This window comes from Klebsiella sp. CN_Kp104 (genome assembly GCF_040064515.1).
Classification (GTDB): domain Bacteria; phylum Pseudomonadota; class Gammaproteobacteria; order Enterobacterales; family Enterobacteriaceae; genus Klebsiella; species Klebsiella aerogenes.
In genome coordinates, this window is record NZ_JBEAII010000010.1 from 12,049 (window position 1) to 26,979 (window position 14,931).

Sequence of the window (14,931 nt, forward strand, 5' to 3'; positions counted from 1 at the left end):
GCGTGAAAATCGATCTATCCGGCCAGCCCGCCGCTGGCGCATACGAGGGTTAGCTGTGTCAGAGTTGTTATCCATCGCCTTGTTTCTCGCCTCGGTGGTGATCTATGCCTGGAAAGCCGGTCGCAACACCTGGTGGTTCTCTGCCACCCTGGCGGTGTTGGGGCTGTTTGTTGTGCTTAATATCACCCTGTACGCCAGCGACTACTTCACCGGCGACGGTATTAACGATGCGGTACTCTATACCCTGACCAACAGCCTGACCGGCGCGGGCGTCAGTAAATATATTCTGCCGGGTATCGGTCTGGTGCTGGCGCTGGTCGCCGTATTTGGCGCTCTCGGCTGGATATTACGCCGTCGCCGCCATCATCCGCATCACTTTGGCTACAGCCTGATTGCGCTGGTACTGGCGCTGGCCTCCGTCGACGCCAGCCCGGCGTTCCGTCAAATCACCGAACTCGTGAAATCGCAGTCCCGCGACGGCGATCCGGACTTCACGGCTTACTACAAAGAGCCGTCGAAAAGCATCAACAATCCGCAGCTGAATCTGGTCTATATCTACGGCGAGAGCCTGGAACGCACCTATTTCAATAACGAGACTTTCCCCGAACTAACGCCGGAACTGGGTAAAATCAAAAGCGAAGGGCTGGATTTCAGCAACACCGCGCAGCTTCCCGGCACCGATTACACCATCGCCGGCATGGTCGCTTCCCAGTGCGGTATTCCGCTGTTCGCGCCGTTCGAAGGCAACGCTTCCGCGGCGGTATCCAGCTTCTTTCCGCAAAATATCTGTCTCGGCGATATCCTGAAAAACTCCGGTTACGAAAACTACTTTGTACAGGGCGCCAACCTGCGTTTTGCCGGTAAAGATGTTTTCCTCAAATCTCACGGCTTCGATCACCTGTACGGCGCGGAAGAGCTAAAAACAACGGTGGCTGACCCGTCCTACCGCAACGACTGGGGCTTCTACGACGACACCGTGCTCGACGAAACGTGGAAAAAGTTCGAAGCGCTCTCCCAATCCGGCAAACGCTTTTCGCTGTTCGCTCTCACCGTCGATACCCACCACCCTGACGGCTTTATCTCACGCACCTGCGAGCGTAAACGCTATGACATGGATGGCAAAAAGAACCTCTCCTTCAGCGCCGTGGCCTGTAGCCAGGAGCACATCGCCGCGCTGATTGAAAAGATTAAGGCCTCGCCGTACTTCAAAAATACGGTCATCGTGGTTTCGTCCGATCATCTGGCGATGAAGAACACCGCCTGGGATTATCTGAACAAACAGGATCGCAGCAACCTGTTCTTTATCCTGCGCGGCGACCAGCCTCAACAGGATGTGCTGGCCGTGAAGCGTAATACCATGGATAACGGCGCAACGGTGCTGGATATACTCGGCGGCGATAACTATATCGGCCTTGGCCGCAGCAGCCTTTCTGCAGAGTCGCTCTCCACTATCTTCATGAACATGAAAGAGAAAGTGCTGGCATGGAAACCGGACGTCATTCGTCTGTGGAATTTCCCGAAAGAGATTAAGAATTTCAGCATCGACTCGCAGAAGAACATGATCGCATTCTCCGGTAGCCACTTCCGTCTGCCGCTGCTGCTGCGGGTCTCTGATCAGCGCGTCGAGCCGATTCCGGAAAGCGAATATTCCGCGCCGCTACGCTTCCAACTGGCGGATTTCGCCCCGCGCGACAACTTCGTATGGGTCGACCGCTGCTACAAGATGGGCCAACTGTGGCGGCCGGAACTGGCGCTGTCCACCGACTGGTGCGTCTCTCAGGGTCAACTGGGCGGCGAACAAAAAGTACAGCATGTCGATAAGCCGCAGTGGCAGGGCAAAACCGCCTTTAAAGATACCGTCATCGATATGGAGCGCTATAAAGGCAACGTCGATACGTTGAAAATTGTCGATAACGATATTCGCTACAAAGCCGATAGCTTTGTGTTTAATGTCGCCGGCGCGCCGGAAGAGGTCAAACAGTTCAGCGGCATCTCGCGGCCTGAGCTGTGGGGACGCTGGTCTAATGCCCAACTCGGTGACGAGGTGAAGATTGAATATAAAGAACCGCTACCGGAAAAATTCGATCTGGTGATCACCGCCAAAGCCTTCGGCCCGAACGCCAACCAGCCAATACCGGTGCGCGTCGGGAAAAGCGAGCAAGTACTTACTTTAGCCAATGAAGTGACCACGACGACGCTGCATTTCGACAATCCGGCGCGCAGCAACACCTTAACAATCACTCCGCCGGAGCCGCAGTCCACCAACGAAGGCAATATTGTCGGCCACGCGCCGCGCCAGTTGGGCATTGGTATGGTCGACATTAAAATCGTCAGTCGCGAAGGTTAACGCCTGCGGCCCGGCGTCTGCGCCGGGCTAGTTCAAGCGCAGGCACATCTCGTACTGCTGCAGCGCCAGCGGCGCATAGCCCGCCGATTTAAACAGCGGCGTGAAGGTTTCCGGGATGGTCACCGAAGTGCTTAATCCCGGAAACTGTTGAGCCAGCGCGAGCAGCATTTCCCGCCCCAGCCCGCGTCCGCGCGCCGCCGGCGTCAGCCATAAAAACTGTAGCTGCGGCTTACTGGCGGTGGTCGCCAGTACGGCGAAGGCCTGCTGCTGCAGCGTCAACGCCCGACAGGGCAAGGTAATAAAGGTCAGCGGATCCAGCAGCCACGGCAGTTGCCCTTCCAGCTCCAGGCTTGCATGACGCAGCAGGCTCAGCAAATCATACTCATCCAGGCTGGATTCACGCGGCTCCGCTTGCCCCGCGCTGAGATAGCCGCACAGCCCGTGACGCACGGTAAAGCCCAATGACTGATACAGCGCCACCGCCCGGTGATTATCGCGGATCACCTCCAGCCACATTCGCTGTACGCCCTGAGCGCGTAAATCGGCGATAAGCGAGGTCATCAATTGTCGCCCTCGTCCTTTGCCGCGAAAGCCGGGATGAATAGCAAAAGCCGCCAGCCGAGCATCGCGCCCGCGGCGAGCGATGAGCCCGATAGCCGCCGGTTCATCTCCTGCCAGCCACACCTTAGACTGCAACAGATTTAACCCTTCGGCGCTAAAGCGCTGTACAAACAGATCTACCGACATCGACACCGGCACCAGATAATCGGCAAAGCAGTCATTCAAAATCGTAGTCAACTGCGCGCCGCTAAACTGGACGGCAGGAACGGCGGTGAACTCCATGCATTTCTCCCTGAGGCTGCTATGCTGAGGCGATGAAAACTAACACTATAAACCCCACCATCACTTTTCGCCTGACTGAAGAAGGCGATCTGCCGCTGCTGCCCGCGCTGGAACGTTCGGCGGCACAATCCTTTGCGCGCATTCCCGCTTTCGCCTGGCTGGCGGAAAGCCCGGTAATGAGCGTTGAACAGCACCGGCAATACCTGGAAACCGGCCATAGCCTGCTGGCGCTCGCTGACCACAGACCCGTCGGTTTCCTGCTGAGCGAGCCGCTGGACGATGCCCTGTTTATTGTAGAAATCTCTGTCCATCAGCAGTGGCAGGGCCAGGGTATTGGCCGCGCCCTGCTTAGCCAAACTATCGACAACGCCCGCCGCGACGGCTTCCCGGCGGTGACGCTCACCACCTTTCGCGAGGTGCCGTGGAACGCGCCATTTTATACCCGGCTGGGCTTCACCATCCTCAATGAACTGCACCTACCCGAAGGGCTGGCGGCGAAACGCGCGCTGGAAACGGAGCACGGCCTGACGGCGGAAACCCGCTGCGCGATGCGCCTTGATTTTTAGCGCCGCGAGAGGCGCCGCGCTGATTTTGTCACCGGCATATGGTACAAAGTACCATTCCCAATACATAACCTAATACATAACCTGATACCCGGAATGGCCTACTCGATCGATATCATCTCCTGCATCACCGACCGCTTTATGGCGCTGACCGCGACCGAAAAGCGCATTGCGCAGTTTATTCTCGACGACGTCGCCGCCGCGGCGGAAATGCCGATTGCCGAACTGGCGCGCCTGACCGACACCAGCCAGGCATCGGTGACGCGCTTTGCGCGTGCGCTGGGCTGCAAAGACGTGCGCGAACTGAAAATGAAGCTCGCCCAGTCGCTGGCCATTGGTCAGCGCTTTATTCTCGATGTGCCGGATCTGGAAGGCGTACAGGGAATTTATGAATCGATCATCAGCGTACTGGAAACCAACCGCCGGGCGCTGGATCTTGCGGCGCTGAAACGCGCGGTGGAATGGATTAGCGACGCCCGCCAGGTGCTTGCGCTGGGTATGGGCGGCGGCTCGACCATCTGCGCGCAGGAGATCCAGTATCGCCTGTTCCGCCTCGGGTTGCCGGTAGTCAGCCAGAGCGACGGCCTATTGGTACGCATGATGAGTTCGGCGGTGACGGCGAAAGATGTGGTGATTGTGCTGTCGCTCGGCGGCTATACCAAAGAGATGATTGAAAGCGCCGCCATCGCCCGGCAATACGGGGCGAAAATTGTCGCCATTACCCCGCCGGAAACGCCACTGGCGGCGCAGGCCGATATCGTGCTACCGCTGCTGGTGAGCGAAAACGACTATATTTTCAAGCCCAGCGCTTCACGCTATGCGATGTTGGCGATGGTAGATGTGCTGGCCACCGAACTGGCGATGGCCAATAAACCGCAGGCGAAAGACCGTCTGCGCCGCATTAAGCTGGCGCTCGACGACCACCGCGACGGCGTCGACCGACTGCCGCTCGGCGATTAATCGCCGCAGGCGGCGATAAAGCGTTGCGCCTGCTGGCGGGTACGCGCCAACGGCTGCCCGGCGCGGTAGAGATCGCTGCCTAACCCCGCCCCCGCGCAGCCCGCCTGACGCCAGCTGTGCAGGTTTTCCGGCGTCACGCCGCCGACCGCCAGCACCGGCACCTCCGGCGGCAACACCGCTTTCAGCGCGCGGATATAGTCCGGGCCGAATGCCGATGACGGAAAGATTTTCAGCCATTGCGCCCCGGCATCCAGCGCGCTAAACGCCTCGGAGGCCGTGGCACAGCCGGCGCACACCAGCATCCCCTTTTCTACCGCGCGGCGGATCACCGCCGGGGCCGTGTTGGGCGTCACGATAAGCTTCGCCCCGGCTTCAGCCAGAAAATCAACCTGCTCAACCTTCAGCACCGTCCCCGCGCCAATCACCGACCGTTCGCCAAACTGGCGCACCATCGCCGGAATACTCTGCTGCCAGTCCGGCGAGTTAAGCGGAATTTCAATATAGCGAAAACCTGCATCGATAAGCGCGGCGATATGCTCCGCCGCTTCACCGGGCTGAATACCGCGTAAAATCGCCACCAGTTTAACCTTGTCCATCAATCATCCTCGCTATACCCGAAAGAAACGCCGCCTCGCCGGAACAACAGGAAACGGTCAACCCTCGCGCCGCCATCGCCTGCTGATAACGGGCACTAAGCGAGTGCTCACCAACCAGCACCACGCGGCTGGCGCGATAGCGCTCGCTAAAGGTCGCCACCTCCGCGCCAATCAACAGCCCGGAGATATAATCGCTCACCGAAGTCGTCGCCAGCGCGCCTAACACCCGCGCGGCGCGGGCGCTAAAAAGCCCGGACAATAACGCCGGCTGATTTAACCCTTTTTCCATACCGAGGGCGAAAGCGGCGTCATCGGGTTGTTGTACCGGCAGTTGCTGGCCGAGCAGCGAATGATTAAGCAGCAGGTAATGCAGTTCGCCGGTCATCGCCGTGGCGAACTGGCGCACCACGCCGTTCTGCACCTGCACCCATTTACAGTGGGTGCCGGGCATCACGTAACACTCCGCGGGCATCCGTTGCCAGGCGCCCAGCAGCTGCGTTTCTTCACCGCGCATCACGTCGTAATCTGCGGCCTGCGCCACTTTAAGCCCCGGCACGATCCACACGTTTTCCGCCACCTCATGTAACTGACCGTTGAGCGCCTCCAGCGCCAGCGGGCAGGCCAGATATGGCACCGGTTGCCAACCGGCATCGCTGCCGATCATCCCCGCCATCACCACCGGCAGCGCGGGGTCGCCACGCCACGGCGCCAACTGCTGCTGAAATACCGCTTCGGGGCGCTGCCCGTTCAGGCGCGTGATGCCGCAGGGCAGCTTCAGCTTGTCGATGCATTCGCCATCACGCATCCGCCATGCCCGCAGCTGCGTAGAGCCCCAATCGACGGCAATATACTCGTTCATGATTACCCCTTACCCGCGTGAGGTATGACGTTTGCCAATCGGCAACGGCGGTGGCGTTGGGCGGCTTTCACGTTCGCGGGTAATCATCTCCAGCGCCTGCTCGCGGCTCATGCTGCTGGCCGGGGTCAGTAACGTCACCACCACCGAAGCCACCAGGCTCGTCAGTACCGCCGGAATACACGGGTTGCCCCAGAACGCCAGCCAGTCGCTATCCACCAGCACCGCAACCGATGCTCCGGCGCCGCCGGCGAGCGCGGCGACCGCGCCCTGCCAGTTAAAGCGTTTCCAGAAGCGGCCAAGCATGGTGCAGATAAACATGCCGGACATAATCATCGAGATCATTTTGGTGATATAGCTGATGATGTCGTTGGAGGTCAGGGCAAACAGCAGCGCCAGCGCAATCACCAGAACCAGGAAGATCCGCGACAGGCGAATGGCTTTCTCCGGCGCGGGCATATGGCCGGTCACCAGGGTGTAGAGGTCGCGCAGCATGATGGACACCGCGGCGATGGCATCAGAGCTGCCGGAAGACATATTGGCCGACATCCCGGCAATCAGGATCGCCATCGCCAGCACCGGCGGCAGCACCTGAGTGGCAAACAAGAAAGCGAAGCCGCTGTTTTCCAGCTGCGGGTTCATGGTCCATACCGCCATACCGATGATCGCCGGCAGGAAGGAGAAGCCCAGATACAGCAGGCCGGTAATCGTGAAGGACTGACGTACCGAGGAGACGGTCTTCGCCGAGTAAATACGCTGGCGATAAGAAGGCGTCGCCAGCACGCCGACGCCGATCACCATCGCCAATGATAGCGCCGGCAACACGCCTAATTTATCGACCGCGAACAGGCTTTGCGCCGCCGGATCGACGGCCTGCTGAATATGGCTCCAGCCGCCAACGTGATGAACCGCCAGCACCGCCATTAAAATAAAGCCGACGAACAGCACGATCGATTGAATGGTATCGATCCACACTACCGCGGAATAGCCGCCGATACCGACATAAACCACAAACGCCAGCGCGATAATAATTTTCGCGACATTAATATCAATGCCGCTGGCCCACGCCAGATATAATCCGCCACCTAATATATGCGCCCCCAGCCAGCCGATAGAGGCAATAAAAATAAGTATCGCAACGAGGTTTTTAATAATTTTACTGCCGCCGGTGTAATACGACATTTCTTCACTCATGGTCATGAAGCGAAGTTTACGTACCGGTGCGAATAACCATGCCACCAGCAGGATCCCCACCGCGCCGCCGAGGCCGTAAAGCATCCCGGCCCAGCCGTTGCTGTAGCCAAAGCCGACGGCGCCGACGCTGGAGCCGGTCCCCACCATGGTGCCGACCGTCGAACCGAGAGTGAGGATCATCGGCAGCGAACGACCGCCAAGTAAAAAGTCTTCGCCGGTTTTCTGTTTGCGCGAAACGTACCAACCTAAGGTAATCATCGCGCAGGCATAAACGGAAAACCAAATCATAAATGACATATTATTCATGGCTCACATCCAGACGTAATAAATAATATTCGTGCCGCTGAATATTATGAGTTAACAGGAACCATGCCTGAAAAAAGGCATAGCGAACCCAGTGGCACCGATTTATTTATTCACTCTGGTGCCGATATCACATTTTTTTGATGATCCCTCCCGGAAAGGGAGGGAATTATTTTTTTGCCGTCAGGCGTTATTGTCGTGCAGCGTTAAAACAGGTCACATCCACTTCAACTTTGCAATCCACCACCAGGTCCGCCACGCAGCAAATGCGCGCTGGCGGATTATCGCCAAAGAACTCGCGAAATACCTTATTGAACGACTGGAAATAGCGCGCGTCGGTGAGGATCACTTTCACGTGTACCACGTCCGCCAGGCCGTAACCGGCTTCGCTCATGATGTCGACGCAGTTTTGGATCGCCAGCCGCGATTGTTCGACGATGCCGCCTTCCACGACTTCGCCATTTTTCATCGGCGTCTGCCCGGAGACATATAGCCAGCCGCCGGCTTCCACCGCGCGGGCAAACGGCAGATGCTGACCGCCGGTGCCGGTACCGCCTTCTACGCCATAACGTTTGATACTCATACTCAACTCCTTAGTCCATCCGACGGCGCAGGAAACGCCCTGCCCGCCCGGTAATTTTCTTATCACTGCCGTAGCTCATCACGCCGTTGACCATCACCGCCTCAATGCCGTCCGCCGGTCGTTTCGGATCGGAGAAACTGGCGACATCGCGCACCGTCTGCGGGTCAAACAGCACCAGGTCGGCAAAGTAGCCAATTTTCACCAGCCCGCGATCCGCCAGTTGGAAGCGCGCCGCCGACAGCCCGGTCATCTTGTGTACCGCGGTAGTCAGCGGGAATAGCTGCTCGTCGCGGCTATAGTGGCCGAGTACCCGCGGGAAGGCGCCCCACAGGCGCGGATGCGGCATCGGATCGTTCGGCAGCCCGTCAGAGCCAATCATGGTGACCGGATAGCGCATCACTCGCCGTACGTCCTGCTCATCCATGTTGTAGTAGATAGCGCCCGCCGGCATCAGCCGCGCCGCGGCGTCGTGCAGGCTCACCTGCCACTCATCGGCGATCTGCTGCAGCGTTTTCCCCGCCTGCTCCGGCTGCGCTTCGGACCAGGTGATCACGATATCAAACTCATCGGTCACCTGTTTCATATCCAGCGTCGACGAGCTGGCGGAGTAGGGATAACAGTCGCAGGCGATATCCTGCTGCTGGCGCATCTCATCGAAAAACGCCAGCGTCTCTTTGGTACGCCCCCAGTTTTTCGCCCCGGCGCACTTGTGGTGCGAAACCACCACCGGCACGTTGCCGTGGCGGCCGATGCGGAAGGCTTCGTCCAGCGCCTCGAGAATCGGCTCAAACTCCGAGCGTAAATGGGTGGTATAGACGCCCTTCCCGGCTGCCAGCTCTTCCGCCAGCGCCATCACCTCTTCGGTAGTCGACTGGAAAGCGCTGGCGTAGGCCAGCCCGGTACTGAGCCCTAACGCCCCCTGGCGCAGCGCATCGCGTAGCTGTACGCGCATGCCGGCGATTTCCGTCTCGTTCGCCGGACGAAACAGATCGTCCATATGGTTATTGCGCAGCGCGGTGTGACCGATTAGCGTGCCGACGTTCAACGACGGTCGCGCCGCTTCCACCGCGTGGGCATAAGCCTCCACGGTGGGATAGATAAAGTGCTGCTGCTCGCCGAGGAGATTCATCGGGTCCGGCACTTCGCCGCGCATGGTAGCGGTCGCCGCGCTGATCCCGCAGTTGCCGACGATCACCGTCGTCACCCCCTGGCTGAGTTTCGGCAAGTACTCAGGCATACGGATAACGTTGATATCATCATGGGTATGCACATCAATAAAGCCCGGCGCCAGTACCCGCCCCTGGCCATCAATCACCTGCTCCGCCGCGACATCCAGCGCCGGGGCGATAGCCATTATTCGGTCGCCCTTCACCGCCACATCAGCACGGTATTGCGGCCCGCCGCTCCCGTCGATCACCGTGACGTTTTTGAAAAGCCAGTCAACTTTCATAGCAATTACTCCCTTTCGACATGCCGATAAGTTAACCATTTACAAGCGCAAAAAACAGTGGAAAACTACGCAAAACCCAGATCATTTTGTGATACTTTTATTCAAAACGAATAACATTTTTATATTAAAAATATATTTATCAAATAGTTATAAATGATACCAAGAGACTAACCGATTATAACCCCTGAAAGGATAGTGTTATGAAATACCATTCAGCACCGCTCATCCCGCACAAATCCGCCCTCATGTCCGCGCCGGCTAATCTGCTGGCGGAAGAGGTCTGTCTGCCCGCCGCGCTGCTAAAAAAGTCGGCGCTGGAAAATAATATTTCATGGATGCAGCGTTACGCCGACGCCCGCGGCGTGTCGCTGGCGCCGCATGGTAAAACGACAATGACGCCATGGATTTTTCAGGCGCAGCAGCGAGCGGGAGCGTGGGGGATCGGCGTGGGTAGCGCCTGGCAGGCCAGCGCGGCGATGGCCAGCGGCATCCAACGCGTCCTGATGGTTAATCAGCTGGTCGGCAAGGCCAATATGCAGGTGGTCGCTCAGCTAAAAGCCCACTATCGGGCAGTGGATTTTATCTGCTGCGTCGATAGCGAGGCCAACGTGCGCGCCCTCTCCGCATTCTTCGCCGCCCAGGGACAAACGCTGGATGTGCTGATTGAACTTGGCGTGCCGGGCGGGCGCTGCGGCTGTCGTAGCGTCGATGACGCGCTGGCGCTGGCGCAGCGGGTAAGCGATCTGCCGGGGTTACGGCTACGCGGACTGGAATTGTATGAAGGAGTGCTGCACGGCGACGATCCGCAACCGCAGGTGGAAGCGTTATTACAACAGGCCGCGGCGCTTGCCTGCCGCATGGAGTCGCTGGTTGATGGCGAATTTATTCTCACCGGCGCGGGCACCGTCTGGTATGACGTGGTGTGCAACATCTGGCTGGCGGCGGCAAAACCGCGTCGCTGCCGTATCGTCATCCGCCCTGGCTGTTATATCACCCACGATCGGGGGATCTACGATCTCGCACAACAAGAACTGATCGCCCGCGATCCGATTGCCTGCGATCTCGCCGGCGATCTTACATCAGCGCTGGAGCTGATGGCGATGGTGCAATCGGTGCCTGAGGCGGATCGCGCGGTGGTAAACTTCGGCAAGCGCGACTGCGCCTTCGACGCCGGGCTGCCGCAGCCGATCGCCCATTATCGTAACGGCCAGCAGTTAGCGCTGCGCGCGGAGTCGATCGTCAGTATCGGCATCATGGATCAGCACTGCATGCTGCGCCTGGCGCCGGGCAGCGATGTGCAGGTCGGCGATATTCTGCTGTTCGGCACTTCGCACCCCTGTCTGACCTTTGATAAGTGGAAGACATTGCTGCTGGTCGATGACGACTACAACGTGCTGGACGAGCTCGACACGCTGTTTTGACAGGCATCCCGGGTGGCGGCTTACGCCTTACCCGGCCTACGGTCCGTGCGACCTGCCGTTAATTTCTTCACCACGCTGGCTGACACTACTGGTGCTGGTGATCTCAAAATCCCCCGGTGGCGCTGCCGCTTACCGGGGCTACAGCGCTTTGCGATTTGGTAGCCCGGAGAAGGCGCAACGCGCCGCATCCGGGAAAACCCCTTAAAAAAGTTGCAAACCGATAACAGTATCTACATAACCCCGCGGACGCCGCACAACAAACCGGCTATAGCCGCCTCAGGGCTTCGCGCATCCCAACGGTCAGAATTACCTCCAGATATCGTGTAACCTGTTCGCTCAGTCCGGGAATCGCCAGCAGATCTTCCCCCCAGTGCGCTTCATCCTGCAAAACCTCCACAACGAGTTCATGCAGTGGGTGACCGTTCGCCACCTGGGCCCATCCTTTGGCAAAGCGGGTTAACCAGACTTCATCATCCTGTAGCGGATACATCTGCCCCTCGCGCTGGCCGCGATAGAAGGCGATAAGCGCCGCCAGAGCGAACGTTAGCCGCGGCGGAATCGCGCCATGCTGGCGAATATTCGTCAGCAGCTGCGGCAGGATCCGGGTACGGAATTTGGTCATCCCATTCAGGGCGATAGACAGCAACTGATGACGGATATACGGATTAAGAAAGCGCCCGGTGACCGCATCCGCAAACTGCCGTAACTCGTCGACAGGTAAATCAAGCGCAGGAATAATCTCTTCGCTAATGGTTTGCTGCACATAATGGCGAATGACTTCGTCCTGCATCGCTTCACCAACGGTATCCACGCCGCACAACCACGCCACGGGGACCAGCGCAGTGTGCGCGCCATTGAGAATGGCGACTTTGCGCTCTTTATAAGGCCGAATATCGTCGACGATACGTATATTAAGCGGGCAACGATCGAGCCGCAGTTTCTTCGCCAGCGTTTGCGGCCCCTGGATGACGAACAACCAGAAGTACTCGGCAGTATCAAGAAACGCATCGTGATACCCCAGCTCCGCTTCCAGCTTTTGCGCCTCATCGCGCGGATAGCCCGTCACGATGCGATCGACTAGCGTGGAACAGAAGGTATTGGCTGTTTTAACCCAATCGCTAAATGCCGCGGGCAGCCGCCACTCTTCGGCATAACGCAGCACCAGCGCCTTCAGCGCCTCGCCGTTATAGTCAATCAGCTCGCAGGGAATAATCGTCCAGCCTTTATCCGCTGCGCCATCAAAATAGCGGAACCGTTCAAGCAGGAGCTGAGCCAGCTTCGCCGGAAAGCTCACCGGCGGCATATCATCGGGCCGGTCTCCGGCATGATAGCTAATGCCTGCTTCGGTAGTATTCGAAAATACAAACTCAATATCCGGATTACGGGCCAGCGCGAGATAAGCGGCAAAATCCTGCCAGGGATTGATCTCATTATTCACGCAACGGACGATCCGCGTTTCGCTCACCGCCTCGCCGCTCTCATCCAACCCGCGAATCACCGTGGTATAGAGCCCGTCCTGAGTATTTAACGACGGCGGGAACTCGGTGTTGATCGGGCGAATAATGGTCACGCCTGCCGCCAGATCGGTTTTCTCATTTAACAAATCTAGCTGCCAGTCAATAAACGCCCGCAAGAAATTGCCCTCACCAAACTGAAGCACGCGCGTCGGGTACTGCGGCCCGGGAAAATCTTTCCTGTTTAACGATTTCATAGCCTTTCCTGCTAAAAATGAATGACGCCTTTGATAAGCTGGCGATTGTTAATGACTTCGCTTTCGTAGATTTCAGCCAATGACCTGAAATCGTAACGGTGGGTCAGCATCATCCTGGCAGTCACTTTCCCCTCGGCCATCAGCCGCCCAACTTTGGCAAAATCCTCTTCCGTTGCGTTGCGGCTACCCATCATGGTCGTCTCTTTCTTATGAAACTCTGGATCCGAGAACTGCAGTTCGCCTTTAAACAGGCCGACAAAAACAATGCTGCCGCCGTGGCGAATTAAATTTACGGTGTTATTCATGGCATGCTGATTCCCCGTCGCGTCGATCACTTTCTGCGCCAGAGAGCCGCCAAACGTTTCACACAACTGGTCGGTAAACTGCGGATCGGAGGGGTCGAGAGTGGTCAGGCCAAGGTGCTGCGCCACATGATCGCGTCGAGCCGGGCTGGTATCAGCCACCACCACTTGCGCCCCGTCAGCTTTAGCGATTGCCGCTGCCCCCAGTCCAATCGGTCCCGCGCCAACCACCAGCACCTGATCTGCTGGCTGAATAGCCGCGCGCCGCACCGCGTGGGCGCTAATGGCGAACGGCTCAATCAGCGCTACGGCCTCAGGGTCAACATCATCCACCACCAGCAGATTTTTTACCGGAACGCTGAGATATTCGCTAAATCCGCCATCGCGATGTACGCCAATCACGGAAATCTTCTCGCAGCAGTTTGTCCGCCCACTCAGACAGGCCGGACACTGACGACACGCTACGTAAGGAATGACGGCGACCTGCTGACCGCTTTTCAGGTTATGAATATTTTTACCCAGGCCAATTATCTCACCGCATATTTCATGACCGAGCACTCGCGGGTAGCTAAAAAAGGGTTGATTACCGCCCCATGCATGAATATCCGTTCCACAAATCCCCACCGCTTTTATTTTAATCAGAACTTCATCGTCGTCAGGAATAGGGATCTGACGTATTTCCCAGGTAAGTTTTTTTGGTTCCTGACACACTAAAGTATTCATCGACGTCATAATTATTGCCTCCTTATTGGTTGGCTTAGATATCGATGAAAAATACAATTCAGGATAAAGTCATTGCGAAAAATGTGAAACTCCGCGCACAAAACTGTTTTAAATCCGGTTTTAATATTCAAAAAGGAAGAGAAATACACTATGAGCCGTTCACAAAACCTTCGCCATAACGTGATTAATCAGGTCATTAACGATATGGCGCGCGGCTTTATTCCCTCGCCGCTGCCCTCGCAAAGCGCGCTGGCAGAGATGTACAACATCAGCCGCACCACCGTGCGCCACATCCTCGGCCACTTATGCGAACGCGGTGTACTGAGTCGGGTCAATCAGGATTACCAGATCCTCCGTTTGCCCGAAGTGCGGGACGGCTTCGATGGTTCCAGCGCCTCACTGGCTGAACAGAACCGTATCTTCGAGCAGGCATTTTTCACTATGATCAACCAGCGCCAGCTGCGCGCCGGAGAAAAGTTTTCCGAGCTACAGCTGGCGCGTGCCGCGGGCGTCAGCCCGGTGGTGGTCAGAGAGTTTTTATTGAAATTCAGCCGCTATAACCTGATTGAAAGTGAGAAGCGCGGCCAGTGGAACATGAAAAAGTTTGAGCAATCCTGGGCTGAACAGCTGTTCGAACTACGGGAGATGCTGGAAACCCATGCGCTCCAGCACTTTCTCAACCTGCCGGACAACGACGCCCGCTGGCTGCAGGCGAAAACCCTGCTTGAGCGCCATCGCGCCCTAAGAGACAGCATCGGCGACAGTTTTCGTATGTTCTCGCAGCTTGATCGTGATTTTCATACGTTATTACTTTCCGCTGCCGATAATATATTTTTTAATCAATCACTTGAGATTATTTCCGTTATCTTCCACTTTCACTATCAGTGGGATGAAAGCGATCTTAAACAACGCAATATCATCGCCATTGACGAACATATGACCATTCTGAGCGCGCTTATCTGCCGTAGCGACCTGGACGCCAACCTGGCGCTGCGTAACCACCTGAACTCCGCGAAGCAATCAATGATTAATTCCCTTAAGCAGAATGAGTCCCCGCTTTATTAAGTACCGATTAAAAA

At 57.2% G+C, this 14,931-nt stretch carries 14 protein-coding genes; 6 read left to right on the plus strand and 8 right to left on the minus strand.

Annotated elements, in window-relative coordinates; genetic code table 11:
- Positions 1 to 55 precede the first annotated feature (55 nt).
- On the plus strand, positions 56 to 2,347 hold the full coding sequence (gene opgB, locus ABLU80_RS12635) for a phosphatidylglycerol--membrane-oligosaccharide glycerophosphotransferase (RefSeq protein ID WP_101705802.1): 2,292 nt from the start codon (positions 56 to 58) through the stop codon (positions 2,345 to 2,347).
- Positions 2,348 to 2,374: 27 nt separating this feature from the next.
- On the opposite strand, the gene ABLU80_RS12640 is transcribed toward opgB, so the two are convergent.
- Complete coding sequence (locus ABLU80_RS12640; protein ID WP_015368409.1) at positions 2,375 to 3,190, minus strand: GNAT family N-acetyltransferase; 816 nt, start codon at positions 3,188 to 3,190, stop codon at positions 2,375 to 2,377.
- A 32-nt stretch (positions 3,191 to 3,222) separates the two neighbouring features.
- Between ABLU80_RS12640 and ABLU80_RS12645 the strand changes: the two genes are divergently transcribed.
- Together ABLU80_RS12645 and ABLU80_RS12650 are read left to right on the plus strand one after the other, a co-directional pair.
- Complete coding sequence (locus ABLU80_RS12645) at positions 3,223 to 3,756, plus strand: GNAT family N-acetyltransferase (RefSeq protein ID WP_032715961.1); 534 nt, start codon at positions 3,223 to 3,225, stop codon at positions 3,754 to 3,756.
- A gap of 93 nt (positions 3,757 to 3,849) precedes the next feature.
- Positions 3,850 to 4,713 carry a MurR/RpiR family transcriptional regulator gene (locus ABLU80_RS12650; protein WP_015368411.1) on the plus strand — a complete coding sequence of 288 codons (864 nt, stop codon included), beginning with the start codon at positions 3,850 to 3,852 and terminating at the stop codon, positions 4,711 to 4,713.
- On the opposite strand, the gene ABLU80_RS12655 is transcribed toward ABLU80_RS12650, so the two are convergent.
- From ABLU80_RS12655 to ABLU80_RS12675, 5 genes are all read right to left on the minus strand, one after another.
- The gene (locus ABLU80_RS12655) at positions 4,710 to 5,309 is read right to left on the minus strand and encodes a 2-dehydro-3-deoxy-6-phosphogalactonate aldolase (RefSeq protein WP_032713256.1); all 600 of its coding nucleotides are present in this window, start codon (positions 5,307 to 5,309) and stop codon (positions 4,710 to 4,712) included. The two genes, ABLU80_RS12650 and ABLU80_RS12655, sit on opposite strands and share 4 nt — an antisense overlap.
- Entirely contained in the window at positions 5,296 to 6,168 is an 873-nt protein-coding gene (locus ABLU80_RS12660; protein WP_348850026.1) for a 2-dehydro-3-deoxygalactonokinase, read from the minus strand. The genes ABLU80_RS12655 and ABLU80_RS12660 overlap by 14 nt, the downstream gene beginning before the upstream one ends.
- Before the next feature lie 9 nt (positions 6,169 to 6,177).
- Entirely contained in the window at positions 6,178 to 7,665 is a 1,488-nt protein-coding gene (locus ABLU80_RS12665) for a sodium:solute symporter family protein (RefSeq protein ID WP_015368414.1), read from the minus strand.
- A gap of 187 nt (positions 7,666 to 7,852) precedes the next feature.
- Entirely contained in the window at positions 7,853 to 8,245 is a 393-nt protein-coding gene (locus ABLU80_RS12670) for a RidA family protein (protein WP_015368415.1), read from the minus strand.
- Between the two features lie 10 nt (positions 8,246 to 8,255).
- Complete coding sequence (locus tag ABLU80_RS12675; protein ID WP_032715954.1) at positions 8,256 to 9,695, minus strand: D-aminoacylase; 1,440 nt, start codon at positions 9,693 to 9,695, stop codon at positions 8,256 to 8,258.
- Between ABLU80_RS12675 and ABLU80_RS12680 the strand changes: the two genes are divergently transcribed.
- Entirely contained in the window at positions 9,673 to 9,852 is a 180-nt protein-coding gene (locus ABLU80_RS12680; protein ID WP_042929906.1) for a hypothetical protein, read from the plus strand. The genes ABLU80_RS12675 and ABLU80_RS12680 overlap by 23 nt on opposite strands.
- A gap of 43 nt (positions 9,853 to 9,895) precedes the next feature.
- Positions 9,896 to 11,116 carry an amino acid deaminase gene (locus tag ABLU80_RS12685; RefSeq protein ID WP_047080158.1) on the plus strand — a complete coding sequence of 407 codons (1,221 nt, stop codon included), beginning with the start codon at positions 9,896 to 9,898 and terminating at the stop codon, positions 11,114 to 11,116.
- 265 nt (positions 11,117 to 11,381) lie between these two features.
- Here ABLU80_RS12685 and ABLU80_RS12690 read toward each other — a convergent pair whose 3' ends face one another.
- Together ABLU80_RS12690 and ABLU80_RS12695 are read right to left on the minus strand one after the other, a co-directional pair.
- Positions 11,382 to 12,827 (minus strand): tagaturonate reductase, encoded by a 1,446-nt coding sequence (locus ABLU80_RS12690; RefSeq protein WP_045411682.1) that lies wholly within the window; start codon positions 12,825 to 12,827, stop codon positions 11,382 to 11,384.
- Between the two features lie 11 nt (positions 12,828 to 12,838).
- A complete protein-coding gene (locus tag ABLU80_RS12695) occupies positions 12,839 to 13,861 on the minus strand; it encodes a zinc-binding alcohol dehydrogenase family protein (protein WP_045411679.1) in 1,023 nt (340 codons plus the stop codon).
- 141 nt (positions 13,862 to 14,002) lie between these two features.
- On the opposite strand from ABLU80_RS12695, the gene ABLU80_RS12700 reads away from it, so the two are divergent.
- Positions 14,003 to 14,917 carry a GntR family transcriptional regulator gene (locus ABLU80_RS12700; protein WP_045411676.1) on the plus strand — a complete coding sequence of 305 codons (915 nt, stop codon included), beginning with the start codon at positions 14,003 to 14,005 and terminating at the stop codon, positions 14,915 to 14,917.
- Positions 14,918 to 14,931: the final 14 nt, after the last annotated feature.

What these genes read in the sequence shown, in the direction of transcription:
- ABLU80_RS12640 (WP_015368409.1), bottom strand. Translation starts at nt 3,190, where the DNA reads ATGGAGTTCACCGCCGTTCCTGCCGTCCAGTTTAGCGGCGCGCAGTTG.
- ABLU80_RS12645 (WP_032715961.1), top strand. Translation starts at nt 3,223, where the DNA reads ATGAAAACTAACACTATAAACCCCACCATCACTTTTCGCCTGACTGAA.
- ABLU80_RS12650 (WP_015368411.1), top strand. Translation starts at nt 3,850, where the DNA reads ATGGCCTACTCGATCGATATCATCTCCTGCATCACCGACCGCTTTATG.
- ABLU80_RS12655 (WP_032713256.1), bottom strand. Translation starts at nt 5,309, where the DNA reads ATGGACAAGGTTAAACTGGTGGCGATTTTACGCGGTATTCAGCCCGGT.
- ABLU80_RS12660 (WP_348850026.1), bottom strand. Translation starts at nt 6,168, where the DNA reads ATGAACGAGTATATTGCCGTCGATTGGGGCTCTACGCAGCTGCGGGCA.
- ABLU80_RS12665 (WP_015368414.1), bottom strand. Translation starts at nt 7,665, where the DNA reads ATGAATAATATGTCATTTATGATTTGGTTTTCCGTTTATGCCTGCGCG.
- ABLU80_RS12670 (WP_015368415.1), bottom strand. Translation starts at nt 8,245, where the DNA reads ATGAGTATCAAACGTTATGGCGTAGAAGGCGGTACCGGCACCGGCGGT.
- ABLU80_RS12675 (WP_032715954.1), bottom strand. Translation starts at nt 9,695, where the DNA reads ATGAAAGTTGACTGGCTTTTCAAAAACGTCACGGTGATCGACGGGAGC.
- ABLU80_RS12685 (WP_047080158.1), top strand. Translation starts at nt 9,896, where the DNA reads ATGAAATACCATTCAGCACCGCTCATCCCGCACAAATCCGCCCTCATG.
- ABLU80_RS12690 (WP_045411682.1), bottom strand. Translation starts at nt 12,827, where the DNA reads ATGAAATCGTTAAACAGGAAAGATTTTCCCGGGCCGCAGTACCCGACG.
- ABLU80_RS12695 (WP_045411679.1), bottom strand. Translation starts at nt 13,861, where the DNA reads ATGACGTCGATGAATACTTTAGTGTGTCAGGAACCAAAAAAACTTACC.
- ABLU80_RS12700 (WP_045411676.1), top strand. Translation starts at nt 14,003, where the DNA reads ATGAGCCGTTCACAAAACCTTCGCCATAACGTGATTAATCAGGTCATT.